The sequence below is a fragment of the Rhizobium sp. CCGE531 genome (genome assembly GCF_003627795.1).
Classification (GTDB): Bacteria; Pseudomonadota; Alphaproteobacteria; order Rhizobiales; family Rhizobiaceae; genus Rhizobium.
Genome location: NZ_CP032686.1, coordinates 198806 through 224569 on the forward strand (window position 1 = coordinate 198806; position 25764 = coordinate 224569).

A 25764-nucleotide genomic window follows, 5' to 3' on the forward strand; every position below is an offset into this window, starting at 1 on the left:
CAGACTAAATCTCGTAGCGGATTTGCTGGAAACTCTGTTTCAGCTGATCGCACCGATCGGTCACTCCGGCGCCGCCTGATGGCTGTACTGCGGATGGCGCACCTGGCGCTCGGCATGAAGCGCAAGCGGCTTGGCTTGGGCGGGCTCGGCGCTGGCGGATTCGCGTCACTCAGGGCGATTCTGGCGCCGGCGGCGGCTTTTGCGATCGTTGTGGCCGCGACCTCGGGCGCGAGCGCTGCAACCGTGACCCTTGGTGGAGCGACCACTGGCGGAGCGGGTTCGCAGGTCGGCATTGGCACCGGCGCTCAAGCGGTCGCCAGCGGCACCGGCGGTTCTCCGATCGCCATCGGCAATAACGCCAACGCTAGCGGAACAGCCCCCGTTGGCTTTACTTTTGAAGCGGTGGCAATCGGCAATGCGGCGGTCGCCACGGGGGCTTGGGCCACAAGCGTCGGTACAACCGCTTCCGCAACGGGAACCGGCGCCAGCGCCTTCGGTACATCCGCCAATGCTTCGGCGAATCAGGCGACAGCGCTCGGAAATGGAGCGACGGCCTCCGCCGTTACATCGACGGCGGTCGGCTACCAAGCCAGTGCGGCGGGACAGTACACAGTGGCTCTCGGTCGTGGCGCGTCGGCCTCAGGCGTCGGCGGTGCGATGGCGCTGGGCGCCGGCACGGTCGCAAGCAATGTCAATTCGATCGCGCTCGGCGTGAACGCCACCGCCAACGCAGCGGGCGCCAGCGCCTTGGGCACTTTCTCCAGTGCCACGGGAGGGAATTCCACGGCGGTGGGCGTCAGCTCCGGTGCTACCGCAAGCTTTGCATTTGCCGGTGGGTGGGGTTCCGTTGCCAGTGGGGACAGTTCCCTTGCCCTCGGCAAGCAGGCCGCTGCATCGGGCATCAACTCGGTCGCCGCCGGCTCCAGCGCCGTTGCGTCGGGAGACTTCGGGGTTGCCTTGGGTAATCAGGCGCAGGCGCTGGCTGCCGGTGGTGCTGTTGCGATAGGTTCGGGCGCAATTGTGGCAAACGGTGCGACCTCCGGCGTCGCGCTCGGCAACAATGCAAACGCCGCCGCCAATTTATCCACCGCAGTCGGCGTCGGCGCGAGTGCCTCTGGGACTGGGGCCGTATCCATGGGGTCCCTCGCAAAGGCTAGCGCCATCAATGCAGTCGCCGTGGGCGCGGGCGCGGTCGCCAACCAGCAAAACACCCTAGCTTTGGGCGAGTCCTCTACTGCCAGTGGTGTGAACAGCACGTCGATCGGCGGCGGATCTGTCTCCAGCGGGCTTCAGGCGGTCGCTTTGGGCATCAACGCGAACGGAGCAGGCGCCAACGCTATTGCAATCGGAACGGCGGCCCAGGCCACCTCTGCCGAAGCGGTCGCCATGGGCAACAACGCGGTGGCGACCGGGGGCAAAGCCGTCTCCATCGGCTCCGGCAACACAGCTTACGGCGATGGTGCGGTCGCCATCGGCGATCCGAGCTATGCGAGCGGCACCGGCGCCTTCACCGGCGGCGCCAACAACATCGCCAACAGCGACGGCACCGCGACCGCCACCGCCGCCAACCAAGCGGCCGGCGCGGTCGCGATCGGCAACAACAACAAGGCGATCGGCCAGGGCTCGGTTGCGCTCGGCAACGGTTCCACCGCGGGTGCTTCCGGTTTCGTCGGCAATGTCGCACTCGGCAACGGCGCGACGGCGGCGGCAAGCTCCGGCGACGTAGCCCTCGGCTCGGGCTCGGTGACCGTCACGGCGGTCGGCACACCCAGTGGGGTGGTCAACGGCACGACTTATGCCTACCAGGGCACCAACCCAGCTTCGACGGTCAGTGTCGGCGCCGTCGGCGCCGAGCGCACCATCACCAACGTCGCCGCGGGCCGGGTCAGCGGGTCGTCCACCGACGCCATCAACGGTTCGCAGCTCTTTGCCACCAACCAGGCGGTCAACGCCATCGGCACGACGGTCAACAACATCAACAACGGCGGCGGCATCAAGTATTTCCATGCCAACTCGGCGGCGGCGGACTCGTCGGCGACGGGTGCGGAATCAGTCGCGATCGGACCTCTCTCAGTTGCGGCGGGGGCGAATGCCATCGCGGCCGGCAACAATGCGACCGCCTCCGGCCTCGACGCAGCGGCGTTGGGATACATATCCAAGGCCACGGGTGACTTCAGCACCGCCATCGGCCCCAATGCCAATGCGACAGCAACGTCCAGCACGGCGATCGGCCAGAACGCCTTTGCAACGGGCGTTCAGGCAGCCGCTCTCGGCGCCGGAGCGAATGCCGGCGCTCAGAACGCGCTGGCGTTGGGCGCCCTTTCCTCCGCCAACAATGCAGGCGCCGTGGCGCTCGGCTCGGGTTCGGTGACCACGGCAGCGGTCGGCACCGCGAGCACGGTGATCGGCACCACCACCTACAACTTCGCCGGCACGACACCGGCCTCTACGGTCAGCGTCGGCGCTGTCGGCGCCGAGCGCACCATCACCAATGTCGCGGCGGGCCGTCTCAACAATGGTTCGACAGACGCCGTCAACGGTTCGCAGCTCTTCGCCACCAACCAGCAGGTGACGCAGAACACCACCGATATTACCAACATCAACAACGGTGGCGGCATCAAGTATTTCCATGCCAACTCGGCGGGGACGGACTCGGCGGCGACGGGTGTGGAATCAATCGCGATCGGACCTCTCTCGGTTGCGGCAGGGCAGAATGCTATCGCGGCGGGCTACGGTTCGGGTGCCTCCGGCCTCGACGCATCGGCGTTCGGATACATAGCCAAGGCCACGGGTGACTTTAGTACCGCCATGGGCGCCGATGCCAATGCCACTGCCGCATCCACCACCGCGATCGGCCAGAATGCGTTTGCAACTGCCGTTCAGGCAACCGCTCTCGGCGTCAACGCCAATGCCGGCGGCGCGAGTGCCCTCGCGCTAGGCCCCAACGCCACAGCGGGCAACGCAGGCGCCGTGGCGCTCGGCTCGGGCTCGGTGACGGACGTTGCCGTCGGCACGGCCAGCACGGTGATCGGCACCACCACCTACAACTTCGCCGGCACGACACCGGCTTCGACTGTCAGCGTCGGCGCCGTCGGTGCCGAGCGCACCATCACCAATGTCGCGGCGGGCCGCCTCAACAATGGTTCGACAGACGCCGTCAACGGTTCGCAGCTCTTCGCCACCAACCAGCAGGTGACACAGAACACCACCGATATTACCAACATCAACAACGGTGGCGGCATCAAGTATTTCCATGCCAACTCGGCGGGGACGGACTCGGCGGCGACGGGTGTGGAATCAATCGCGATCGGACCTCTCTCGGTTGCGGCAGGGCAGAATGCTATCGCGGCGGGCTACGGTTCGGGTGCCTCCGGCCTCGACGCATCGGCGTTCGGATACATAGCCAAGGCCACGGGTGACTTTAGTACCGCCATGGGCGCCGATGCCAATGCCACTGCCGCATCCACCACCGCGATCGGCCAGAATGCGTTTGCAACTGCCGTTCAGGCAACCGCTCTCGGCGTCAACGCCAATGCCGGCGGCGCGAGTGCCCTCGCGCTAGGCCCCAACGCCACAGCGGGTAACGCAGGCGCCGTGGCGCTCGGCTCGGGCTCGGTGACGGACGTCGCCGTCGGCACGGCCAGCACGGTGATCGGCACCACCACCTACAACTTCGCCGGCACGACACCGGCCTCAACGGTCAGCGTCGGCGCTGTCGGCGCCGAGCGCACCATCACCAACGTCGCGGCGGGCCGCCTCAACAATGGTTCGACGGACGCCATCAACGGTTCACAGCTCTTTGCCACCAACCAGCAGGTGACGCAGAACACAACCGACATTACCACCATCAACGGCAACCTGACCAATCTCGGCAATACGATCAACAACATTGCCGGCGACACGTCCACGGCCTATACCGATGCAAACGGCGATGGCATCCGCTACGTGCGCACCAACGACCGGACGCTTGCCGTCAGCGACTCCTCCGCTCAAGGGATCGGTTCCACGGCTGTCGGCTATAACGCCACCTCCGTCGCCGACAATTCGCTTGCGCTTGGGATGAATAGCCAGACCACCATCGTTGGCGGCGTCGCCCTTGGTTCGGGATCGGTTTCCGATCGGCCCCTTGCCCCGGCCGCCGGCCAGGTAGCCGCAGGCCCGACGAACTTCATCCAGTATAATACGACGGACAAAAACCTGCTGGGCGCAGTCTCGGTCGGTTCGAGCAGCTCTTATCGACAGATCACCAATGTCGCTGACGGTACCAATTCGCAGGATGCCGTCACGCTTCGCCAGCTCCAGGGCGCCATCGCTTCGGTCGCGACGACGCCAGGCAAGTACTTCCACGCAAACTCGGCCGCCGGCGACTCCCTCGCCGTCGGTGCGGAGTCGGTGGCGGTCGGCCCGACCACCGTGGTCAACGGCGACAACGGCATCGGCATCGGCAATGGCGCGGTCGTCGATCAGATCGCGCCCGGCGGCACGGCCATCGGCCAGAATGCCCACGTCATGCTGGCCGACGGCGTTGCGCTCGGCACCAACTCGCTGGCTGCAGGCGTGCAGTCGGTCGCATTGGGCGCCGGCGCGCAGGCCAACAATATCAACAGCGTCGCTCTCGGCGCGCAATCCGTAACGACCGTGGGCGCTCAGGCGGGCTATACCGGCTTTGCCCTTACAGGCCCGCAAACCTCGGTCGGCGAAGTGTCGATCGGCTCGGCCGGATCGGCTCGCAAGCTGACCAATCTCGCAGCCGGCTCGGCCGATACCGACGCCGTCAATGTCAGCCAGCTCAAGGGCCTCGGTACCAACATTACCAACCTGATCGGCGGCGGCACGACGGTCAATCCGGATGGCTCGATCACCGGCCCGACCTATAATGTCCAGGGCAACAACTACACCACGGTCTACGATGCCTTCGGCGCGGTCAACAACACATTGACCAACATCACCAATGGCGGCGGCATCAAGTATTTCCATGCCAACTCGACGCTCGCAGATTCCGTGGCAGGCGGCACCGACAGCGTCGCGATCGGTCCTCAGAGTGTCGCCAGCGGCGTGAGCAGCCTGGCAGCAGGCAACGGATCTGCCGCCGTAGGGCAGGGCGCGGTCGCTCTCGGTCAGGGCGCGCAGGCCAACAATGCCAACGACGTCGCTTTGGGTTCCGGTTCGGTTACCCAGGCTGCTGTCGGCACGGCGGGCACGGACCTTCAGGGGCAGCACTACGACTTTGCCGGCACCAAGCCTGTCGGAACGGTGAGCGTGGGCGCCCCAGGGTCTGAAAGAACCATCACGAACGTCGCCGCCGGCAGCATTTCCGCCGGCAGCACCGACGCCATCAACGGCTCGCAGCTTTTTGCGACCAACTCGGCGATTAACAGCCTGCAGACGGGTGTCGGGACGATCACCAAGAACGCCGTCACCTATGACCTCAATCCCGATGGCAGCAAGAAGAACAGCATCACGCTGCAGGGCGGCGACGTGAATGCGCCGGTGGTCATCTCCAATGTCGGCAAGGGTGTCGCTCCCACGGATGCCGTCAATGTCGCTCAGTTGACCGACAGCTTCAACCAGGGCAAGTCGTATACGGATACCGCGGTCGGCAACACCTTGACCGCGGCCAACAACTATACCGACCAGAAGTTCGGGAAACTGAACCAGGAGCTCGGAGACGTACGGTCGGAAGCGAGACAGGCGGCCGCGATAGGGCTTGCCGCCGCATCGCTTCGCTATGACGACCGTCCCGGCAAGCTGAGCGTAGCTGTCGGCGGTGGTGTCTGGCGGGGTGAAGGAGCTCTCGCCTTCGGCGCCGGTTATACCAGCGAGGACGGGCGCATTCGCGGCAACTTGTCGGGTACGGCGGCTGGCGGCCAGGTGGGCGTCGGCGCTGGTCTCAGCTTCACCTTGAACTGAGGCCGTGATGCTTAAAGGAGCGCTTCTCGGCGTCTCAACTTTCATGGCTTGCATCCTCCTGTTCGGCCCTTTTGCGGCCGGGCAGGAGGGTGCCCTCCCAAACTATCGCATAAGGCCTTCCGAGGTCGTCGCTCCTCAGGGGCTGAAACCTGGCGATTATCAGAGAACCATTCGTCCGTTCGAAAATTGGACCCTGATCTGCGATGAAAACCTGAAGGTCCGCCAGAAGGTTTGCAACGTCACCCAGATCATCGAGAACGAGCGGGGGCAGATTGCGTTCAGTTGGTCGCTCGCCGCCACCAAAGGGGGCGAGCCCTATATGATCCTGCGCACCGCCCCGGTTGCCAAGAGCGACGGACGCATCTCGGTAACGTTCGAGGGTCGCAACGAGCCCATACAAGTCAAGCTCGATGGCTGCAGCCAAACGGTTTGCGTCGGCATGCTCCCGATCGGGCCGATGCTGCGCGAGCAGATTTCGAAGAGTACCGCGCCAACGATCTCCTATCCAACCGCGGATGGGCAGACGATCAGCGTGACTGCAAACCTCAAGGGCCTTTCCATTGCCGTTAAGGCGATAAAGTGACGGACGGATTTTCAATGAACCAGCAATCAATCCACGAGCGCATCATGTCCCGCAACAGCAACGACACCGCCATTCAGAACCTGGCCAGCGATCAAGCGAAGCCGCAGCGGAGATGGCGGAAGGCGACCCTTCTCTCGCTGCTTGCGATTGCAATCGCCGCCGGTGCTGGCTACGCCGTGGCCCGCTACGACATGATCGGCAGCCTTCTATCGCAGCCGGCGGTCGCCGCCGCGAACGACGCCAATCCGGCGCTGCCGGACACGCCATTTCTGCAACACGCCAAAAAGGCCGGCCTGCAGTCCTGCTCGACCATCTTCCCGGTTCTCGGACAGCTGCTGACAAGCGGCACGCAATACAATGTTCAATCGATCTGGAACAACGAGGCGGCCGACAAGCATGCGGTGCAGGCCCTTGTCGGCATGAACTACGCCTCACAGGGCTATAGCGGTCCGGCCGCCGGCATCGTATTCGCAGCACCCGTCGCATCCGGCTGCGAAGGATCGATGGTTCGCGTGGCACCGTTTACAGGCTCTTGCCCGGAAATCTCGGCCAAGTTCCCGAACGGAAGCAAGCTCGTCAACAATCTCGGACCGGTCGGGGTCTACGAACTCGGCCAGGATGGCGGCGATGCGATGCTTCTGCCGACCGGAAACGGCTGCGTCGTCATTTCCGTGGCCTCGGCGGCAGGAAAACAAGGGGGCTCAAAATGAAATTGAGATCCGCCATTGCGGCGATCGGCATGTTGTTTGTCTCTATCGGCCAGCTGGGGGCGGCCGATCTCTTTACGGCAGAGCCGCCGCCGGCGCCGCCGCCGGACGAACGCGGCATCTGGGCGGCCATCGCCTATTCCGCGCCCGATGAAAAATACGGTTTCTTCTGGGGCGCCGACAAGCGCCAGGAAGCCATGGATATCGCGCTCAAGTACTGCGAGCGGGACAAGGGCAACAGCTGCGTCGTGGTCAGCGTATTCCGCAATCACCGGCATTGGGACGACGACGATAAGACCGGCTTTCCCTACAATCATTGCGGCGCCCTTGCCATCGGTAAGGAAAAACACGAGCGGGCGACGCCATGGAGCGCAAATTCGGCACCGACGCGCAAGGAAGCTGAAGATCTTGCGCTGAAGGCATGCGAGGCCTCGGGCTCTCGCTGCGCCGTCCGTGAGTGGGTGTGTACCTAACTTATCCGCAATTGTGATCACGAAAGCGTAAGGTTCGTGCTCGCGACGGTCAGTATTGGTTTGGCTCCTCACCCTGGAGCCTTGCGGCACCAGGGAGTGAGAAATCTCTCGTTCCAAGCAGAAAGAGCTTATCCCTTGACAATTTCGACGTTCATTTCATCTCGAACAGCCGGCATATTTCGGGCAATGCTCGCCTTTATCTGCGCGGGTGTCACTCTGACGCTTGCGCCCGTGGCCTTTGCCCAAACGGCGCTGCCAAACGGTGCCTCGAGCCTGCAAGAGTCCTATCAGGACTGGCGCGTCGCATGCAGCCAACGCGACAAGGCGTCGATATGCACGATTTCGCAAGATCAGACCCAACAGAATGGTCAGCGACTGCTTGCCGTCGAACTGCAGATGCGTCCCGACGGCAGCGGGCTTGCGACACTTCTCTTGCCGTTCGGCATTGTTCTCGATTCCGGCGTGACACCGAACATCGATGATCAGCCGCCCTTGAAGCCAGTGCGCTTTCGCACCTGTTTGCCCAACGGCTGCATTGCCTTGCTTCCGCTCGACGCGGCAACGCTTGCCAAATTGCGCACCGGCTCGCGCCTGAACCTCAAGGTCGTTGCCGACGGTGGCAATGCGCTGGGCTTTCAAATATCGCTACAGGGCTTCTCGGCAGCAGTCGACCGGATTGCCGCCTTGAATGTTCGATAGAAAATAAGACTGTCCCGGCTTTGCGTGGCAGCGTGGGACGCTCGCTATTTTAGAACGACGGCACTGGAGTTAGGCTCCCTGTGCCGTCGCGCAGACATCGCGCAGAACCGCTCAGGCGAATACCGCGATACTGACGGACAGCCAGATCAAGGCTATTCCCAGCGCCAATGCTCGCCTGGCCTCAACCACTTTCTCCGCATCCTCTTCCGCCACGGGCGTCGTCACAATCCAGGGCACGGAACCGAGCGCTGCAAATCCGATGATGGCTAAAACCACCACAAAATAATCGGAAATATGCCAGCGTCCCTGTTCGTACACGCCCCAATAGCCCAGGAAGGCCATCCCCACCGCAAACATGGTCGCGGATGCGGAGCAAAGCCCGGTAACGGAGCCCGCGGGTGCACGCATTTTACTTTTTTCCGGTATTGACCCATTCATGACGCCATATCCACGCCGGCAAGTCGCCTCCGTGCATGTATGTCAGGAATTGAGCGCGGCGTGAAGCGATGGTCATGGCCTGAATGGGAAACTCTGTCTTGGCGTAGCGGCCGGCCGTCGCCGTGAAAGGCGACAACCGGCTGCTGCGAGCTCAAGAGTTGCCTGCCGCCTCAGCGGAATGCAAGAGGGATCGCTTCAACTGGTGAATGTGGCCTGCGCCAATCCCGCAGCAACCGCCGACCATGGTTGCGCCGGCATCGACCCATGAACAGGCGAAGCGTGAATAGGCGTCATCATTCAGATCGTCGCGGGTCGCATGTAGGCCCTCATTGGCGGCGGATTCGCCCTGTTCCCCTTCGAAGGCATTGGCATAGACGCCGATCTGAAGGGCAGAGCCGCTGCTCTTGAAGACCTGTCCAGCCGCGTCGACCGCTCCGCGCATGACTTCCGGCTTGCTGCAATTGAACAAAAGCGCTTCCGCGCCAGACGAAGCGGCCCATCGCGCCGCATCCTCCACCGTCTCTCCGGAGCGGAGCTTGGGAGTGGTCCCGTCCCGCTGTGCCGCGTCATCCGCCAGGGTGAAAGAGATCCAGAACGGCTTGCCGATTTCGGCGACCGCGGTGCGAACGGCTTCCCCTTCGGCGATCAGGCTGAGGGTTTCGCCGAGCCAGACATCGACATAGGGATCGAGATTTGCCACCAAAACCTTGAGATAGTCCTGCACCCGAGACGGATCGAAGTTCTGCGGCTCGTAGGAACCGAAGATCGGCGGCAAGGAACCGGCGACCAGAATTTTTCGATCTTCGCACGCATCGGCGGCGTCGCGCGCCAATTGCCCCGCGCGCGCAATCAGAGCGGCGCCCTCGGCCCGGAACCGCTCTTCACCGATATGGAATGGCACGAGCGCGTAGCTGTTGGTGGTTATGACGTCGGAGCCGGCGGCGATGAATTCGTCATGGACCTGTCGGACAATCTCGGGCGAATTGATCAGCGCCAGTGCCGACCATTCCGGCTGCTTCAGCTCGGCGCCGAGGCGAAGGAGTTCGCGGCTCATGCCGCCGTCGAGGATCAAGAGTTTGCTCATGAATGGGATCTCCAGAAAGGTCGGGATGCGGAAAGGTGCGCGCCCCGGTTAGCGCCGCACTGGAACCTGCGCCTCCAGGAAGCGGAAGGCGCGTGCGACGATGGCGGTGAGGATGAGATAGAAGATGGTCACGACGATCAGCGGCTCGTAGACGAGCAGCGTGTCCTGGCGAACCTTGGTAGCAACGGCGTAGAGATCCATCACCGTAACGGTGAAAGCCAGCGGCGTCGCCTTCAGCTGCATGACGATTTCGCCGCCGATCGTCGGAAGCGCAATACGAATGGCGCGCGGCAACCAGATGCGCCGCGTCAGCGTGAATGGCCGCATGCCGAATGCGCGTCCGGCCTCCAGCTCGCCTTTCGGAACGGCAAGCAATGCGCCGCGCAGCACCTCCGCTTCGTAAGCCGCATAGTTCAGCGTAAAACTGACGGCGGCGAAGAAAAAGCCCTCACTCAAGATCGGCCAAAGCAGGCTCTGGCGAATACCGGGGATCATCGGCAGAAGAGAACCGATACCATAATAGAGCAGCCAGAGCTGGATCAGCAGCGGCGTGCCCCGGAAGAAGGTGCAATAACCGCTGGCGAGATAGCGGAGAAGGCGATTGCTGCTGATCTGCGCGAAGGCAAGGCCGATTGCGATGATGAAGCCGAAAACGACGGAAATCGCAAGCAATGACAGCGTTTGCCAGGCGCCCGTCAACAGTAGCGGCCAATATGAGTCTATCCATGAGAAGGTCATATCAGCTCACCTCACGCAAGCTTCGGTTGGCCGCGACGCACCCGGCGCTCGATCAGCTTGAACACGGCATTCGAGACGAGCGTGAGCGCGAGATAGATGAGGGCGGAGGCCAGGAAAAAGATGAAATAATGCTTGGTGCTCGCACCGGCGAGACGCGTGGCGAGAGCAAGTTCCTGGTAGCCGACGACCGCGACCAGGGCGCTGTCCTTGGTGACCGACATCCAAAGATTGGCAAGACCGGGTAGCGCGTTCGGCAGCAGGGCCGGCAGGATGATGCGGCGGAAACGCAGACGCGGCCCCATGCCGAAAGCCTTTGCCGCCTCGACCTGGCCGACGGGAATGGCGAGGATCGCGCCACGCAGCACCTCCGTCATGTAGGCGCCCTGCACGAAGCCGAGCACGGCGACGGCGACCGCAAAGCCGTTCAATTCGAAGGCCGGCAAATTGAGCGCCGCGAAGATCCGGTTGAGACCGTCCATTCCCGCATAGTAAAGCCCGACGATCAGGATCAGCTCGGGGACCGCGCGGATGGCGGTGGTGTAGAGTTCCAGCAAAAGGCCGAGCGGCCTGATGCCGGAAAGCTTGCCCAGTGCTCCGCCGATGCCGAGGACGAGGCCGATCATAAAGGCGCCGGCGGAGATGGCGACCGTGGAGGCGGCCCCGGTCAACAGCACTCCACCCCATCCGGGCGGATAGGGGGAGAGCAGGTCGAGAATGCCTTGTTGGGAGGTCGCCATCGTCGCGATCGTTTACTTGGCGCCGTAGATGTCGAAACTGAAATACTTCTTGGTGATTTCGTCATATTTGCCGCTGGCGCGCACCACGGCGATGGCCGCATTGAGCTTTGCCTTGAGCGCGGTGTCTTCCTTGCGCAAGCCGCCGGAGACGCCGGCTCCAAGGATTTCCTTGTCGTCGGCGACGTCGCCCATCTTGGCGCAGCAATCCTTGCCGCCGTCGCTCTTCAGGAAGGCATCAAGGGCAAGTGAATCACCGAAGACATAGTCGATGCGGCCGGCGGCAAGATCCTGAAACGCCTCGTCGAGCGTCTGGTAGGTCTTTTCTTCCGCGACCTTGGCAAAGTATTTCTTGTAGTATTCCGACTGAATGGTCGACACCTGGATGCCGATGGTCTTGCCCTTGACATCGTCTGCCGTCGCGCCCGGCTTCTGGTCCTTCGGACCGATCAGCGTGCTCGGCGTGTTGTAATATTTGTCGGTGAAATCGATGACTTTCGAACGCTCCGCCGTATTCGACATCGACGACCAGATCACATCGAACTTCTTGCTCTGAAGCGCTGGAATGAGACCGTCCCAGGAAAGTTCGACGATCGAGCACTTTTCTTTCATCTGCTCGCAAACGGCGTCCATCATGTCGATTTCCCAACCCTGCCATTTGCCGGCGGCATCCTTGGCGAAGAATGGCGGATAGGATTCGTTCATGACGCCGAAACGGACTTCTGCCTGTGCGGTAATGGTGGAAAGGGCAAGCGTTACGCCGGCAAGCAGCATGGGAAGCAGTTTCATGTGCGGGGTTCTCCTGGTGTTGTTGTGTCTGTGTGTGGTGAAGATCAGGGGGAAAGCATGCCGGTGAATTCGCGGCACCGGGCGCTGAGCGGCGCATCGAAGACCTGCTCCGGCGCGCCCTCTTCCTCGATCCGTCCCTGGTGGAGGAAAAGAACGTGGCTCGAGACGTCGCGGGCGAAACGCATCTCGTGGGTCACCAGCAGCATGGTTCGACCCTCTTCCGCGAGATCGCGGATGACCTTGAGCACTTCACCCACCAGTTCCGGATCGAGCGCGGATGTCGGCTCGTCGAAGAGCATCACCGCCGGGTCGATGCAAAGTGCGCGGGCGATCGCTGCCCTTTGCTGCTGACCTCCGGAGAGAAAGGCCGGATAGGCATCGCGCTTGTCGTAAAGCCCGACTTTATTGAGAAGCGCATGCGCCTTTTCGATCGCCTCGCGGCGAGGGATGCCCAGAACATGCACCGGAGCCTCGATGGCGTTTTCGAGGACGGTCATGTGAGCCCAGAGATTGAAGCTCTGGAATACCATGCCGAGGCCCCTGCGGATCCGCTCGATCTGTCGCCAGCTTTTCGGCTGGGCTCGTCCATGACGTGCCTGCCTCAGGGCGATTTCCTCGCCATTGACGACGATGCGTCCGCGGTCGGGCATTTCGAGCAGGTTTATGCATCGCAGAAACGTGCTCTTGCCGGAACCGGACGAGCCGATGATGGCAATGACATCCCCTTGCCTGGCCGTGGTTGAAACGCCCTTGAGGACTTCGTGTGAACCAAAGCTTTTGTGAAGATCTTCCACACAAAGTGCCTGGGAGGACGGCTCTGCCATGCATAATTCCGATAAAAGACAATTTGCGGAGAATATCGCGAAGATGAGCGGAGTTTGCGCGCAATTTCCGATTATTTTGCACAAAAAAAGCAAAAAACTATTTCAAGTGCATCTTTTGTGATAGAACAGGGATGTCGCCACGCTATTTCGCCGACCCGGCCAGAGGAATGGGATGGAAAATCTGGATCGCTTTGATCGCGATATTCTCGATATCGTCCAACGCAATTGTCAGCTCACCGCCGAAGCAATCGCCGACGAGGTTGGCCTTTCGACCTCTGCCGTGCAGCGGCGCCTGAAGCGTCTTCGTGAAGACGGGGTCATCAAAGCGGAAATCGCGGTCGTAGACCGCAAGGCGACCGGAACCGCTATGGTCTTCATCGTCGGTATGGAGATCGAGCGGGACAATTACGATGCGCTCGCCAAGTTCCGCCTTTGGGCGGAGAAGCAGGATCACATCCAGCAGGTCTATTATGTCACCGGCGCAGTCGACCTCATTGCGATCGTCACTGCCCGCGATGTCGAGCATTACGACGACATCGCCGCCTTGATCATGGCGGAGAATCCCCAGATCCGGCGTATGCATACGAATGTGGTGTTGCGGGACGTGAAGCTCGGATTACTCGTTCCGCTGGCAAATGGCGGCGAGGCCGACCGATAAACGCCCGGTGCATCGATTGTCGGCGGTCTGGCGCACGCTGCGCACGCCGATCTCTTCATCGGTGATGCGCGGCCATTATCTGTTTATCGCTTTATTGCGTATGGCAACGAGAGGCGCGCAGGTTCCTTGAGCCGGCGGAACGCCTATGGCTGAATTTTGAACGGCCCCAATTGGATGGAGTGCATTAGCGTTGCGCGGGCGGAGCTTAGATGAGTGAGCAAACTTTTCTCCACCGCGGTCGCATCGCGGCTGCGAAGGGCCGCTATATAATCGAGATGCTGCGTAAGTGCTCTGATGTTGCGCTGCTTTTCGTCGCCGATGTTCCACTGGTAGGTATAGTGGAAAATAGCTGAAACGACATTGTAGAATTCGGTGATGTATCTGTTTTTGGACGCATCATGCACGACGCGATGCAGACGCTCATCGAGTGCCGGGAACTCGCGGTAACGGCGGTCGATATCCGACAGCAGCGCCAGATGCTCTGCCTCGATCGCTTGCAGCTCCTTCCAGCACCGGTCGCCAACCGGCAGTTGGATCAGATGTCTTGCCGAGCGCAGTTCGAACATTTCGCGCACTTCATATATTTCCTCGGCAAAATTCGGCGTGATGCCGAGAAACACCCAAGCGCTGTTGGGGCGGCGTTCTATCAGACCGAAATGCTGGAAATGCGTTAGATATTCGCGGATGGTCGTGGTCGATGTGCCGAACTGGCGTGCGAGTTCGGCGCTGTTTAGAAGCTGTCCGGCACGAAAATCTCCCTGCAGTATCCATTCCATGAAACGGCGCTCGACGGCGGCCGCCGCCGAAATGGTCTGTGTTTCGGGGAAATAATCATCGGGTTCTGGCTTGCGCTGCAAAGAGTGACCCGCGGCGTCCTGCCGTAGCACGCCGGCCTTCGCGAGGGATGACAAGACGGAACGCACCGTCGTGCGGCTGACCGCCAGCCTTGCGGCGAGTTCCGAATTCGAAGGCAGCGTTTGTCCTATCCGAAGCTCTTCGAGATAAGACAGGCAACGGTTGTACGCGCCCTTGTAGACTGCATTCCCCTTCATCCCCGGTCATCCCCGTTGCGATCCATGCGTAACATATAGCCGATTTATTTATATAAAAAACAGTTGACTCGCAAAATCCCAACTGTCTTATATATATAAGAGACAGCGAGAGGGAGGATTGAAGCTTGTCCGGGATTGACCTTGCCAACAAAACTCCGCATCGCGCCTTCATCGGGAAGGCAGGCGCGTGAGCGGCCACATCATCCAGTTCGGGACCAGTCGCTTCCTGCAGGCGCATGTGGCGTTTTTCGTCCACGAGGCAGCCGAAGCCGGTCAGCCCGTCGGCCCCATTTCCGTCGTTCAGGTATCCGGAGACAGCAGCCGTAGCGGCCGCGTCGCGGCATTCGGCCGGCCCGAAGGCTATCCCGTCTTCATTCGCGGCATGGCTGGCGGCGAAACGATCGACCGCACGGTGCAGGTGAAAAGCGTCGATTGCGGCTTATCCGCGGCAAATGATTGGGCCGAGATCACCAGGCTTTTCGTGGAAGACGCGGATTTCGTCGTCTCCAACACCGGCGATACCGGCTATAGGACGGCCCCGGGCGAAGACGGCTTTTCCGATAGCCATCCCCCGAAGTCGTTCCCGGCGAAACTCGCATTCCTGCTCTGTCGCCGCTGGCAGGCGTCCGCGCGTCCGCTCGTGGTGCTGCCCTGCGAACTGGTGACCGGCAACGGCCAGCTTCTCAAGAAGGCCGTCGTCGAAAGTGCACGCCAGAACGATGTGCCGGCGGAATTCTTCCAATGGCTCGACCGCGACGTCGCCTTCGCCGACACGCTCGTCGACAGGATCGTCTCCGAACCCATCGAGCCGGTCGGCGCCGTTGCCGAACCCTATGCGCTCTGGGCAATCCGGCAAGCGCCAGGCGTTCGGCTGCCGTGCTTGCACGAACAGATCGTGCTTACGCCCAATCTCGAACCCTATGAACGGCTGAAGCTGCACATCCTCAACCTCGGGCACACCTTTCTCGCGGAGATCTGGCAGACGGAAGGCCATGCGAGCGACCAGACGGTGCGCGGCATCCTCGCCGATCCGAATGTCATGGGAAGGCTCGAAGCGCTCTACGCGCGCGAGGTCGTTCCCGGCTTCGCCTTGAAGGGCATGGGCGATGAAGCCGGACCCTACGTGGCAGCCACGCTCGACCGCTTCCGCAACCCCTTCCTCGATCACCGCATCGCCGACATCGCCCAGCACCATGCCCAGAAGGTGGAACGCCGTATCGCCGCCTTCCTGGACTGGGTCGGCAAGCCGCCCGCGGAATTCGAGGCTGCGATCCTGAGGGAAATCGCCTCGCGCTACCCGGCATCCGGAGAGGCGGCATGAACTATCAATTCGACTTCGCCTCCCTCCTTCCCTATTGGAAGGAGTTCGCGCTCGGCGTCTGGCTGACGCTCCAGCTCTCCGTCGTCTCCACCGTCATCGGCTTCGTCCTCGGTACGCTCTGCGCGATCGGGCGCGCCGACGGCGGCCCCTGGATCCGCGGCGTGATTGCCACTTATGTTGAGGTGATCCGCAACACGCCGCTGCTGGTGCAGGTGTTTCTCGTCTACTTCGGCATCGCCACGCTTGGTGTCCATGTCTCGGCGAACCTGGCGGCCGTCATCGCGCTCGTCGTCAATGTCGGCGCCTATACCTGCGAAATCGTCCGCGCCGGGCTGCAATCCATCCACAAGGCGCAACTCGAAGCGGCGGAATGTCTTGGCCTGTCACGCGGACAGACCTATTGGCACGTGATCATCCGCCCCGCCATCGAGCGCGTCTATCCGGCGCTGACCAGCCAATATGTGCTTTTGATGCTGGCCTCCTCGATCACCTCGCAGATCTCGGCCGAGGAACTGACCGCCGTCGCCAACCGTATCCAGTCGGACACGTTCCGCAGCTTCGAGACCTACATCGTGGTCGGCGTTCTCTACCTCTTCCTATCCTTCGTCGTGCGTATCGCCCTCTGGCTGCTGAGCCTTGCGATCTTCGTGCGCCGACGCAAGCTCGGCACGGCACTTTAAAGGACGCGGCAATGACAACATTCGGCTTCGTTCATCTGGAATTCCTGGGCTGGGCAGCGCTTTGGACTATCGGGCTTTCGGCGATGGCTTTTGTCGGCGGCGGTTTTCTCGGCCTCCTCGTCGCGCTGGCGCGCATCAGCAGCGTCGGCACGTTGCGGACACTGGCCTCGGGCTATATCCAGCTCGTCCAGGGCACGCCGCTACTTGTGCTCCTGTTCCTCATCTATTTCGGCATCGCCATCCTCGGCTTCGACCAGGTTCCGGCAATCGTCGCCGCGGCGGCTGGCCTCACCATCTATTCCTCCGGCTTTCTCGGCGAGATCTGGCGCGGCTGCATCGAATCGGTGCCGAAAACCCAATGGGAAGCAGCCGAATGCCTGGCGCTGTCGCGCTGGCAGCGCATGATCAGGGTCATCCTGCCGCAGGCGCTGCGCATTGCGACGCCGCCGACCGTCGGTTTCCTGGTGCAGATCATCAAGAACACCTCGCTGGCCTCCGTCGTCGGCTTCGTTGAACTGTCGCAGGCCGGCAAGCTCATCAACAATTCGATCTTCGAACCCTTCACCGTCTTCATCGTGGTGGCAGTATTCTACTTCGCCATGTGCTTTCCGCTCTCTCTGTGGAGCCGCAATCTCGAGAGGAAGCTCAATGTCATCAATCGTTAAGCTCGCGAATGTTCACAAAGCCTTCGGTGCCGTCAAGGTTTTGAACGGTGTGTCGTTCGAGGTCGGGCGCGGCGAGGTTGCCGCGGTTATTGGTCAGTCCGGCTCGGGCAAGTCGACGGCGCTGCGCTGCATCAACGCGCTTGAGACCATCGAAAGCGGCACGATCGAGGTCTGCGACCATGCGGTCCACGCCCCCAAGCTCAACAAAAACGCGCTGCGCCGCGACGTAGGCATCGTCTTCCAGAGCTACAACCTGTTCCCGCATCTGACCGCAGAGCAGAACATCATGCTCGCGCCGACCTGCGTGAAGAAGCTCGGGAAGGCCGCCGCCCGCGACCTGGCGCGAGAGGTGCTGAGCCGTGTCGGGCTCGAAGCCAAGGCCGAGCATTATCCCGAACAGCTTTCTGGCGGTCAGCAGCAGCGCGTGGCGATTGCCCGTTCATTGGCGATGAAGCCCAAGCTGATGCTGTTCGACGAGGTGACATCCGCTCTCGATCCGCAACTGACCGGCGAGGTGCTGAAAGTCATGGAGGATCTCGCCCGTGGCGGGATGACGATGATCCTCGTGACGCATGAAATGGCCTTCGCCCGCAAGGTGGCGTCGAAGGTCGTCTACATGCATCAGGGCCAGGTCTGGGAAACCGGGCCGGGCGCTATGCTGGACAATCCGCAGACCAGGGAATTGCGCGAATTCGTCGGCAGTGGGCTTTGAGATTGAATTGCAAAGAGATTTTTTGGAAGGACCAAAGGGTGGAGAAGATGAAACGTAGAACTTTCCTTGCTGGCGTAACCGGCGCGCTCGCCGGCGCAACGCTCCTCGGCGTCAATCTGGGCCAGGCGCTTGCCAATACGCTGGAGACCATCAAGACGCGGAAGAAGCTTCTGATCGCGGTCGATCTCGGTTCGCCGCCATTCGGCATGAGCGATGCGGCGATGCAGCCTACCGGCTCGGATGTCGAGACCGCCAAACTGCTTGCCGCCGATCTCGGTTTCCCCCTGGAGATCGTTTCCGTCACCAGTCCGAACCGCGTCCCATTCCTCCTGACCAGCAAGGCCGACATCGTCATGGCCTCCTTCAGCGTCAACGAGGAGCGCAAGAAGGTCATCGACTTCACCGACGCCTACGGCGTCATCCAGATTGTCGTGGCCGCACCGAAGAGTACCGACATCAAGAGCCTTCAGGATCTCGTTGGTCAGCGGATCGGCACCACACGCGGCTCGACCAACGACAAGGAAACGACCAATCAGGCGAAGGATGCCGAAATGGTGCGTTACGACGATGACGCGACGCTGATCACCGCTCTTGTTTCCGGCCAGGCCAACGTCATGGCGTCCTCGCCGCAGATCATGGCCGCCGTTAACCAGCGTCGGACGAACGATCCGCTCGAGGTCAAGCTGGTGCTCAAGACCAATCCCTATGCCATCGGCCTGCGCAAGGGCGACGATGCGCTGAAGGCGACGTTGAACGAGTGGATCGCCAAGAATCTTGCCAACGGCAAGCTCAGCGCGATCTATCAGAAGTATAATGGCGTAGCACTTCCGGCCGAGATGCCGAAGACGTAAGCTATTGCCAATAAACCCGGAGCGCCGCTCACGCGGCGCACCCTGCAATCCAATGATGCGGTTCGGCGGGTTGGCCCCCGCGGGCAAGGAGTGAACGATGAAAGCATTGATCTGCAACGAACCAGGCCGGCTGTCACTGATCGAGCGCGACGTGCCCGTCCCCGCCGAAGGCGAGGTCCTGGTGCGCATCCGCCGCGTCGGCATCTGCGGAACCGATTTCCATATTTTCCAGGGCAAGCATCCCTTCCTCGAATATCCGCGCGTCATGGGTCATGAACTCTCGGGGACGATCGAGGATGCGGCGGGATCGACGCGGCTGAAGAAGGGCGACAATGTCTATATCGTGCCTTATCTATCCTGCGGACAATGCGTCGCCTGCCGTCGCGGCGTGACGAATGCCTGCCAGAACATCGCCGTGCTTGGCGTGCATCGCGACGGCGGCATGTCGGAATATCTCTGCGTTCCCGAACAGAATGTGATCTCGGCCGGAAAGGCTTCGCTCGACGAAGCCGCGATGATCGAGTTCCTGGCGATCGGCGCCCATGGCGTCAAGCGCGGCGGCATCCAGGCATCCGATCGCGTCCTCGTGGTCGGCTCCGGGCCGATCGGCATGTCCACCATCATCTTCGCAAAGGCGCGTGGCGCCGATGTCACCGTCATGGACGTGCGCGAAGACCGTCTCGCCTTCACCATCGACGCGCTCGGCGCCGACCGGATACTGCTCGCCAACGATGCGGCCGAAGCCGAGGCCAAGCGCCTGACGGACGGCGATTTCTTCGATGTCGTCATCGACGCGACGGGCAATGCCGGCGCCATGCAGCGCGGCTTTGGCTTCGTCGCCCATGCCGGACGCTATGTGCTGGTCAGCGTCGTGCGCCAGGACATCACCTTCTCCGATCCGGAATTCCACAAGCGCGAAACCACCCTTTTCGCCAGCCGCAATGCGCAGGCGGACGATTTTGCCGAAGTCGTGAGGCAGATGGAGGCGGGTCGCGTGCCGACGGCCGCTCTCAACACCCATCGCGGCGCGCTTTCCGACGCTCCGGGCCTCTTCACCGAATGGCTGCGACCCGAAGCCGGCGTCATCAAAGCCATTCTGGAGGTGTGATCGCATGGCCGCGCCGCGCACGCTTCGCCTTCATGACGCCGACAATGTCGTCATCGCCATCGACAGCCTTGCCCGAGGCAAGGTGATCGACGGCGGCATTACCGTCACGGCAGCCATCCCGCGCGGGCACAAGGTCGCCGTCCAGCCGATCGCAAGCGGCGAGCCGATCCGCAAGTTCGGGCAGATCATCGGCTTTGCCAAAAGCGGCATCCAGCCCGGCGACTGGGTGCACGAACACAATGTCGCCATCCACGATTTCGAACGCGACTATGCCTTCGCTTCCGAGGCAAGGGCGGACGGCGGGCTTCTGCCCGGCGAGAGCCCCGCGACGTTCGAGGGATTCCGGCGCGCCGACGGCCGTGTCGGCACGCGCAATTATATCGGCATCCTCAGTTCCGTGAACTGTTCGGCAACCGTCGTCGACTTCATTGCCGACGAGATCGCGCGTTCCGGCATCCTCGCCGATTATCCCAATGTCGACGGCGTCGTGCCCTTCACCCACGGGACCGGCTGCGGTATGGGCAGCCAGGGCGAGGAATACGATCTTCTGGCGAGAACCCAATGGGGCTATGCCAGCCATCCGAATTTCTCGGCGATCCTGCTGATCGGGCTCGGCTGCGAGGTGTTTCAGATCCCGCGCCTGAAAAAGACTTATGGCATTGCCGAGGGCGATCATTTCCAGAGCCTGACGATCCAGGAGGTCGGCGGCACCCGCAGATCGGTCATGATGGGCGTCGACAAGATCCGCGAGATGCTGCCGCTTGCCAACAGGTCGGTGCGCGAGACGGTTCCGGCCTCGGAGCTGATGGTCGCCCTGCAATGCGGCGGCTCCGACGGCTATTCCGGCCTGACGGCCAATCCGGCGCTGGGGGCCGCCGTCGATATTCTCGTGCGCCATGGCGGCACGGCGATCCTGTCGGAGACGCCGGAGATCTACGGCGCGGAACATCTCCTCACCCGGCGGGCGGAAAGCCCCGAGGTCGGCCGGAAGATCGTCGACCTGATCGACTGGTGGCGGGATTATGCGGCGCGCACCGGCGGCGAACTGAACAACAATCCCTCGCCCGGCAACAAGGCCGGTGGCCTGACCACCATCCTGGAAAAATCCCTCGGCGCGGTCGCCAAGGGCGGCAGCTCTACATTGCGGGGCGTCTATCGCTACGCCGAGCGCGTTGACCGCAAGGGCTTCGTCTACATGGACACGCCCGGCTACGATCCCGTCGCCGCCACCGGCCAAGTTGCGGGGGGTGCCAACGTGCTCTGTTTCACGACAGGCCGGGGCTCGGCCTATGGCTGCAAGCCGACCCCATCCCTCAAGCTCGCCACCAATTCCGATCTGTTCAACCGGATGGAAGAGGATATGGATATCAATTGCGGCGATATCATCGACGGCGTGTCCATCGAGGAAAAAGGCCGCGAGATCTTCCAGTCCATCCTGGAAACAGCCTCGGGCAAACGCTCGAAATCCGAATTGCTCGGATATGGACGCAATGAGTTCGTACCCTGGCAGCTCGGCGCGACGATGTAGAGGGCATAAGGCCGGTGACCACTTGAACATGTAGCGCAAAAATGGGCACCAAATAGCGCGGAACGCGGCTAATAAGAGGCGATGACCGCTCCAAGTGACCTATCGCAGATAGTGGATATGCGGCCGCGCGTGATGAGGCGAGATCTCGACCCGGGCTTCCACGGCAAAGACGTCCCGCAGGAGGTCTTCGGTCAGGACATCTTCCGGGGCGCCGGTGGCCACGATCCGGCCGCGCTGCATGATGATCAGCTGGTCGCAGAACATGGCGGCGTGGTTGAGATCGTGAAGGGCGATGATGCTGGTGATCGGCAGGCCGGAGACCAGTCGCATCAGGCTGATCTGATGCTGGATGTCGAGATGGTTGGTCGGCTCGTCGAGGATCAGTTCCTTCGGGGCCTGTGCCAGGGCGCGGGCAATGTGGGTGCGCTGCTTTTCCCCGCCCGAAAGGCTCTGCCAACGGTCGTTACGCTTGTCCTTCATCCCGGCGCGCTCCAGGGCGCTTTCCACGGTTTCGTCATCGGCCGGCGTCCAGCCTGAAAACATCGACCGATGCGGAAATCGGCCGAGCTTTACGACGTCGATGACCTGGAGATTGGCATTGGTCGTGCTGTGCTGCTCGACAAAGGCCACGCGCCGTGCGATCGCGCGCCGAGGCATCTTGTCAAGTTCGCGCCCTTCAAGCGTGATGCGGCCGGAATTCGGCTTTTTCAATCCGGCCAGCAGACGCAGGAGCGACGTCTTTCCCGAGCCGTTCGGCCCGAGCAGGCCGAGCATTTTTCCCGCGGGCGCTTCGAAGGAGACGCCATCGAGTATGGTCTTCCTGCCGATTTTCCAGATGATGTTGTCAGCCTTGATGCTCATGACGCGCGCTGGAACCGGTAGAGAATGATCGCAAAGAAAGGGACGCCGACAAGTGCCGTGACCACTCCGATCGGCAGGACCTGCTGTGGGATGAGGGCGCGTGAGGCGATATCCGCCAGCACCATGAACATCGCTCCGATGACGGCGCAAGCCGGCAGCAGCCGGATGTGAAGCGGCCCGACGACGAAGCGTGCCGTATGCGGGACGACGAGGCCGACAAAGCCGATCGAGCCGACCATGCTGACGATGGTCGCGGTCATCATCGCGGTCAGCGCAAAGAGCCCCATCCGCGCTCGCCCGACATTGACGCCAAGAGAGGAGGCTGCCTCGTCGCCAAAGGCGAAGGCATCCAGGACGCGGGCGTAAAGCAGACAGGCGGCGAGCCCGAAGCCGACAACAATCGATACCAGCATGAATTCCGGCCAGCGGACGCCGCCGAAACTGCCGAGCAGCCAGAACATCACATCCCGTGCCTGCTGCGCGTTTCCCGAGGTCGTCACGATATAGGACGTCGCGGCGTTGAACAGCTGAGAGGCGGCAACGCCGGCAAGGATCGTGCGATCGGTGCCGCCCCGCGCGCCGTTGGAAAGGAGAGCGACGAAGAAAAACGCCGCGAATGCGCCGGCAAAGGCACCGGCCGACAGCGAAACCGCACCGGCGCCGACGCCCAGGATGACGACTGCCACGGCACCGCTCGAGGCGCCCGCCGAGATGCCGAGCACATAGGGTTCGGCGAGGGGATTTCGAAGGAGCGACTGCATGATTGCCCCCGACAGCGCCAGCCCCGCGCCGCAGAAAGCCGCCACCAATGCCCGGCTGAGGCGATAGTCCCAGATGACCGTTTCGTGGATACGGTTGAGTTCGACGCCGGTCCAGCCGAGCCTGTTGGTGATGGCGTAGAAGGTCGTCGACAGCGGGATCGGCAGGTCGCCGATGCCGACGCTGACACCGATGATCACGCCGATCGCTGCAAGGGAAGCCAACAGCAACAGGCCGAAGACGGCCAGTTGCTGGAGATTGCGGTAGGCGTCGATCACTTCGATAGACCAAGCGCCTTGAGCTGCTGGGCGACCTGCTCGGCGCCATAGATCGTGCGGATGGTCGGGTTCATGGCCTGACCGTCCATGACGACGACGGCCTTGTTCTTGACGGCGGGAAGCTGGCTGACGGCCGGATCGGTGGTGAGAAACTTGATCTTGGCTTCCGGCTTATCGAGCTCCCAGCGATTGCGATCGAGGCTGGCGACGACAATGACGTCAGGATTGGCCGCGATGATGCTCTCCCAGCCGAGTGTCGGCCATTCCGCTTCGGCGGTAATGGCATTGTGGCCGCCAAGCAGGTCGGCGATGAAGCCGGATGCGCTGTTCTTGCCGCCGAGATAGGCGTCGGAGGAGGGCGATTGGCTGGAAAACCAGAAGACGTAGGAAAGCTGCTTGCCGTCTTTCGGCACGCTGGCGCGGAGTGCTGCTTCGCGCGCCTTGAAATCCGTGATCAATGCCCGCCCGCGATCGGGCACATCGAAGATCTGCGAGAGCTCGTCGATCTCCTTGTAGAGAAGATCCATGTTCCATAGCTCTCCGCGGCTGCCATACTGGTCCTTGACCGCAGCCGTGCTGAGGCAGGTGCTGGGAGACAGATAGGCCGGGATGCCGACCTTCTCGAAATCCTCGCGCTTGGCGACCTTGCTATTCGGCCCCATCAGGCTTGGTAAGGCAACAGCCACGAAGTCAGGATTTTCAGAGAGGATCGATTCAAACGTCGGGAACTCGACGGTCAGCAATTTGACCTTGGAATTCGCTTCGGCAAGCTGTGGCAGGACCTTGCTCGGCCAGAAGGCGGTGCCGACCATTTTGTCCTGCAGGCCAAGCAAAAGAAGAATTTCGGCACTGTTCTGGCCGAGCCCGATCGCCCGTGCCGGTGCTTTCTGGAATGTGACCTTTGCGCCGCAATTGTCGATTGTCAGGGGATAGCTGGTCGATGCGGCCGATGCTGCCGGTGCGGCAAGGCCGAGCGCCGCGCAAAGAGCCGGGACGGCCAAAAGTGATTTCAATATGGTCACGAAAAACATCCTGATCGTTTGCGGCCAAATATGGACGGGTGAAAACACCCGCGGCGGTATAGCCTTGCCAGCCGGTCACAAACAAGAGGGATTTACTCATATTTCTACAGATTCCGCGCGCGGGACCAGGACAAAGCCCGGATTCGCCAGTATCGCTTCCGTGACCGACCGTCAGATACCGAGATCGAGCTGGGATTGCGAGCGGCCTTCGTCGGCTCTTTCGTTCGTGAGGGATGACAGCGTGACGCCGAGCAGCCGAACCGGCCTCCTGAACGGATGGACGGTCGCCAGAAGCGCGGATGCCGCTTCTAGGATTTCGCCCATGTCCGCGACCGGAAAAGGGACGGTCCGACTGCGCGTCGCCTGCGTGAAATCGGAGTATTTGATCTTCACGGTCACCGTCTTGCCGCTGATGCCGCTTGCCTCGCAGTAGCGCCAGACCTTCTCCGCGAGCGGCTGCAATTCCGCCGTCGCCAGATCGAGGTCGTCGATATCCTCGGGAAAAGTATCCTCCGCGCCGACGGATTTGCGGATCCGGTCGGGTCTCACCTGGCGTTCGTCGATGCCCCGGGCGATCCCGTAGAAATACGGTCCGGACTTTCCGAAATGCTCCTGCAGGAAGGCGAGAGACTTCGACCTTAGATCGAGCCCGGTTTCGATCCCGTACTTGCGCATGCGCTCGGCGGTCGCTGGCCCCACGCCATGGAATTTGCTGACGGGGAGCGCCTCGACAAATGCCGGCCCGTTCTTCGGCGTGATCACCGCCTGGCCGTTGGGCTTGTTCAGATCGCTCGCCATCTTGGCGAGGAACTTGTTGTAGGAAATGCCGGCGGAAGCATTGAGCCCGGTGATCTGTTTGATCCTGGCCCGGATCTCCAGCGCGATCTCCGTGGCGATCTCCATGCCCTTGAGGTTTTCGGTGACGTCGAGATACGCTTCATCGAGTGAAAGGGGCTCGATCAGCGGCGTATATTCGGCGAAGACCTCGCGTATCTGCCGCGACACGGCTTTGTAGACGTCGAAGCGCGGCGGCACGAAAATCAGGTCCGGGCATTTACGCTTCGCAGTCACCGACGGCATGGCCGAGCGAACGCCGAAGGCGCGGGCCTCATAGCTTGCCGCCGCCACCACGCCGCGCGCCGCGGACCCGCCGACCGCAAGCGGCTTGCCGCGCAGTTCGGGATTGTCCCGCTGTTCGACCGACGCGTAGAAGGCATCCATGTCCACATGGATGATTTTGCGGACGGGCGTCGAGCTCATATCGTTCATTATCGTCTCGGCATCATGCTC

Annotated in this window: 24 protein-coding genes; 13 read left to right on the forward strand and 11 right to left on the reverse strand. The window is 62.0% G+C overall.

Annotated features, from left to right (window positions below):
• The first annotated feature begins 78 nt into the window (after positions 1-78).
• From CCGE531_RS27220 to CCGE531_RS27240, 5 genes are all read left to right on the forward strand, one after another.
• Entirely contained in the window at positions 79-5910 is a 5832-nt protein-coding gene (locus tag CCGE531_RS27220) for a YadA-like family protein (RefSeq protein ID WP_245459477.1), read from the forward strand.
• A gap of 7 nt (positions 5911-5917) precedes the next feature.
• Complete coding sequence (locus tag CCGE531_RS27225; RefSeq protein ID WP_120669728.1) at positions 5918-6493, forward strand: invasion associated locus B family protein; 576 nt, start codon at positions 5918-5920, stop codon at positions 6491-6493.
• Between the two features lie 14 nt (positions 6494-6507).
• Positions 6508-7203: a hypothetical protein gene (locus tag CCGE531_RS27230; protein WP_120669730.1), complete on the forward strand. Its 696-nt coding sequence runs from the start codon at positions 6508-6510 to the stop codon at positions 7201-7203.
• Positions 7200-7673, forward strand: coding sequence for a DUF4189 domain-containing protein (locus CCGE531_RS27235; protein WP_120669732.1), 474 nt, complete (start codon positions 7200-7202; stop codon positions 7671-7673). The genes CCGE531_RS27230 and CCGE531_RS27235 overlap by 4 nt, the downstream gene beginning before the upstream one ends.
• Before the next feature lie 186 nt (positions 7674-7859).
• Positions 7860-8372, forward strand: coding sequence for an invasion associated locus B family protein (locus CCGE531_RS27240; protein WP_120669734.1), 513 nt, complete (start codon positions 7860-7862; stop codon positions 8370-8372).
• Positions 8373-8483: 111 nt separating this feature from the next.
• On the opposite strand, the gene CCGE531_RS27245 is transcribed toward CCGE531_RS27240, so the two are convergent.
• The 6 genes from CCGE531_RS27245 to CCGE531_RS27270 all read right to left on the reverse strand — a co-directional run bounded on the left by CCGE531_RS27245 (position 8484) and on the right by CCGE531_RS27270 (position 12979).
• Positions 8484-8780: a hypothetical protein gene (locus CCGE531_RS27245; RefSeq protein WP_120669736.1), complete on the reverse strand. Its 297-nt coding sequence runs from the start codon at positions 8778-8780 to the stop codon at positions 8484-8486.
• A 181-nt stretch (positions 8781-8961) separates the two neighbouring features.
• Positions 8962-9894 carry a homocysteine S-methyltransferase family protein gene (locus CCGE531_RS27250; RefSeq protein WP_120669737.1) on the reverse strand — a complete coding sequence of 311 codons (933 nt, stop codon included), beginning with the start codon at positions 9892-9894 and terminating at the stop codon, positions 8962-8964.
• 48 nt (positions 9895-9942) lie between these two features.
• Positions 9943-10632, reverse strand: coding sequence for an ABC transporter permease (locus CCGE531_RS27255; RefSeq protein WP_120669739.1), 690 nt, complete (start codon positions 10630-10632; stop codon positions 9943-9945).
• A gap of 11 nt (positions 10633-10643) precedes the next feature.
• Complete coding sequence (locus CCGE531_RS27260; RefSeq protein WP_120669741.1) at positions 10644-11369, reverse strand: ABC transporter permease; 726 nt, start codon at positions 11367-11369, stop codon at positions 10644-10646.
• A gap of 12 nt (positions 11370-11381) precedes the next feature.
• Entirely contained in the window at positions 11382-12155 is a 774-nt protein-coding gene (locus CCGE531_RS27265) for a transporter substrate-binding domain-containing protein (protein ID WP_120669743.1), read from the reverse strand.
• Between the two features lie 44 nt (positions 12156-12199).
• A complete protein-coding gene (locus tag CCGE531_RS27270) occupies positions 12200-12979 on the reverse strand; it encodes an ABC transporter ATP-binding protein (RefSeq protein WP_120669745.1) in 780 nt (259 codons plus the stop codon).
• A 172-nt stretch (positions 12980-13151) separates the two neighbouring features.
• Here CCGE531_RS27270 and CCGE531_RS27275 point away from each other — a divergent pair, with 172 nt between their 5' ends.
• On the forward strand, positions 13152-13637 hold the full coding sequence (locus CCGE531_RS27275; RefSeq protein WP_120669747.1) for an Lrp/AsnC family transcriptional regulator: 486 nt from the start codon (positions 13152-13154) through the stop codon (positions 13635-13637).
• Positions 13638-13780: 143 nt separating this feature from the next.
• On the opposite strand, the gene CCGE531_RS27280 is transcribed toward CCGE531_RS27275, so the two are convergent.
• The gene (locus CCGE531_RS27280) at positions 13781-14689 is read right to left on the reverse strand and encodes a GntR family transcriptional regulator (protein ID WP_120669749.1); all 909 of its coding nucleotides are present in this window, start codon (positions 14687-14689) and stop codon (positions 13781-13783) included.
• Positions 14690-14876: 187 nt separating this feature from the next.
• Here CCGE531_RS27280 and CCGE531_RS27285 point away from each other — a divergent pair, with 187 nt between their 5' ends.
• The 7 genes from CCGE531_RS27285 to CCGE531_RS27315 all read left to right on the forward strand — a co-directional run bounded on the left by CCGE531_RS27285 (position 14877) and on the right by CCGE531_RS27315 (position 21554).
• On the forward strand, positions 14877-16010 hold the full coding sequence (locus tag CCGE531_RS27285) for a mannitol dehydrogenase family protein (RefSeq protein ID WP_120669751.1): 1134 nt from the start codon (positions 14877-14879) through the stop codon (positions 16008-16010).
• A complete protein-coding gene (locus CCGE531_RS27290; RefSeq protein ID WP_120669753.1) occupies positions 16007-16690 on the forward strand; it encodes an amino acid ABC transporter permease in 684 nt (227 codons plus the stop codon). The genes CCGE531_RS27285 and CCGE531_RS27290 overlap by 4 nt, the downstream gene beginning before the upstream one ends.
• An 11-nt stretch (positions 16691-16701) precedes the next feature.
• A complete protein-coding gene (locus CCGE531_RS27295) occupies positions 16702-17355 on the forward strand; it encodes an amino acid ABC transporter permease (protein WP_120669755.1) in 654 nt (217 codons plus the stop codon).
• Positions 17339-18067: an amino acid ABC transporter ATP-binding protein gene (locus tag CCGE531_RS27300; protein WP_120669757.1), complete on the forward strand. Its 729-nt coding sequence runs from the start codon at positions 17339-17341 to the stop codon at positions 18065-18067. The genes CCGE531_RS27295 and CCGE531_RS27300 overlap by 17 nt, the downstream gene beginning before the upstream one ends.
• A gap of 38 nt (positions 18068-18105) precedes the next feature.
• Complete coding sequence (locus tag CCGE531_RS27305; RefSeq protein WP_120670562.1) at positions 18106-18918, forward strand: transporter substrate-binding domain-containing protein; 813 nt, start codon at positions 18106-18108, stop codon at positions 18916-18918.
• A gap of 97 nt (positions 18919-19015) precedes the next feature.
• Entirely contained in the window at positions 19016-20026 is a 1011-nt protein-coding gene (locus tag CCGE531_RS27310; RefSeq protein ID WP_120669759.1) for a zinc-binding alcohol dehydrogenase family protein, read from the forward strand.
• A gap of 4 nt (positions 20027-20030) precedes the next feature.
• On the forward strand, positions 20031-21554 hold the full coding sequence (locus tag CCGE531_RS27315; RefSeq protein ID WP_120669761.1) for an altronate dehydratase family protein: 1524 nt from the start codon (positions 20031-20033) through the stop codon (positions 21552-21554).
• 99 nt (positions 21555-21653) lie between these two features.
• On the opposite strand, the gene CCGE531_RS27320 is transcribed toward CCGE531_RS27315, so the two are convergent.
• The 4 genes from CCGE531_RS27320 to dinB all read right to left on the reverse strand — a co-directional run bounded on the left by CCGE531_RS27320 (position 21654) and on the right by dinB (position 25743).
• Entirely contained in the window at positions 21654-22415 is a 762-nt protein-coding gene (locus CCGE531_RS27320; RefSeq protein ID WP_120669763.1) for an ABC transporter ATP-binding protein, read from the reverse strand.
• Complete coding sequence (locus tag CCGE531_RS27325; RefSeq protein ID WP_120669765.1) at positions 22412-23452, reverse strand: iron chelate uptake ABC transporter family permease subunit; 1041 nt, start codon at positions 23450-23452, stop codon at positions 22412-22414. Before CCGE531_RS27325 ends, CCGE531_RS27320 begins: the two co-directional genes overlap by 4 nt.
• Positions 23449-24474 (reverse strand): ABC transporter substrate-binding protein, encoded by a 1026-nt coding sequence (locus tag CCGE531_RS27330; protein ID WP_120670564.1) that lies wholly within the window; start codon positions 24472-24474, stop codon positions 23449-23451. Before CCGE531_RS27330 ends, CCGE531_RS27325 begins: the two co-directional genes overlap by 4 nt.
• A 171-nt stretch (positions 24475-24645) precedes the next feature.
• The gene (dinB, locus tag CCGE531_RS27335; RefSeq protein ID WP_162944044.1) at positions 24646-25743 is read right to left on the reverse strand and encodes a DNA polymerase IV; all 1098 of its coding nucleotides are present in this window, start codon (positions 25741-25743) and stop codon (positions 24646-24648) included.
• Between the last annotated feature and the right edge of the window lie 21 nt (positions 25744-25764).

Bases quoted from the DNA above. Each gene is read 5' to 3' on its own strand.
- CCGE531_RS27245 (WP_120669736.1), bottom strand. From the start codon at position 8,780: ATGCGTGCACCCGCGGGCTCCGTTACCGGGCTTTGCTCCGCATCCGCG.
- dinB (WP_162944044.1), bottom strand. From the start codon at position 25,743: ATGAACGATATGAGCTCGACGCCCGTCCGCAAAATCATCCATGTGGAC.
- CCGE531_RS27230 (WP_120669730.1), top strand. From the start codon at position 6,508: ATGAACCAGCAATCAATCCACGAGCGCATCATGTCCCGCAACAGCAAC.
- CCGE531_RS27250 (WP_120669737.1), bottom strand. From the start codon at position 9,894: ATGAGCAAACTCTTGATCCTCGACGGCGGCATGAGCCGCGAACTCCTT.
- CCGE531_RS27265 (WP_120669743.1), bottom strand. From the start codon at position 12,155: ATGAAACTGCTTCCCATGCTGCTTGCCGGCGTAACGCTTGCCCTTTCC.
- CCGE531_RS27220 (WP_245459477.1), top strand. From the start codon at position 79: ATGGCTGTACTGCGGATGGCGCACCTGGCGCTCGGCATGAAGCGCAAG.
- CCGE531_RS27300 (WP_120669757.1), top strand. From the start codon at position 17,339: ATGTCATCAATCGTTAAGCTCGCGAATGTTCACAAAGCCTTCGGTGCC.
- CCGE531_RS27295 (WP_120669755.1), top strand. From the start codon at position 16,702: ATGACAACATTCGGCTTCGTTCATCTGGAATTCCTGGGCTGGGCAGCG.
- CCGE531_RS27315 (WP_120669761.1), top strand. From the start codon at position 20,031: ATGGCCGCGCCGCGCACGCTTCGCCTTCATGACGCCGACAATGTCGTC.
- CCGE531_RS27255 (WP_120669739.1), bottom strand. From the start codon at position 10,632: ATGACCTTCTCATGGATAGACTCATATTGGCCGCTACTGTTGACGGGC.
- CCGE531_RS27260 (WP_120669741.1), bottom strand. From the start codon at position 11,369: ATGGCGACCTCCCAACAAGGCATTCTCGACCTGCTCTCCCCCTATCCG.
- CCGE531_RS27235 (WP_120669732.1), top strand. From the start codon at position 7,200: ATGAAATTGAGATCCGCCATTGCGGCGATCGGCATGTTGTTTGTCTCT.
- CCGE531_RS27290 (WP_120669753.1), top strand. From the start codon at position 16,007: ATGAACTATCAATTCGACTTCGCCTCCCTCCTTCCCTATTGGAAGGAG.
- CCGE531_RS27280 (WP_120669749.1), bottom strand. From the start codon at position 14,689: ATGAAGGGGAATGCAGTCTACAAGGGCGCGTACAACCGTTGCCTGTCT.
- CCGE531_RS27275 (WP_120669747.1), top strand. From the start codon at position 13,152: ATGGAAAATCTGGATCGCTTTGATCGCGATATTCTCGATATCGTCCAA.
- CCGE531_RS27240 (WP_120669734.1), top strand. From the start codon at position 7,860: ATGCTCGCCTTTATCTGCGCGGGTGTCACTCTGACGCTTGCGCCCGTG.
- CCGE531_RS27225 (WP_120669728.1), top strand. From the start codon at position 5,918: ATGCTTAAAGGAGCGCTTCTCGGCGTCTCAACTTTCATGGCTTGCATC.
- CCGE531_RS27320 (WP_120669763.1), bottom strand. From the start codon at position 22,415: ATGAGCATCAAGGCTGACAACATCATCTGGAAAATCGGCAGGAAGACC.
- CCGE531_RS27310 (WP_120669759.1), top strand. From the start codon at position 19,016: ATGAAAGCATTGATCTGCAACGAACCAGGCCGGCTGTCACTGATCGAG.
- CCGE531_RS27270 (WP_120669745.1), bottom strand. From the start codon at position 12,979: ATGGCAGAGCCGTCCTCCCAGGCACTTTGTGTGGAAGATCTTCACAAA.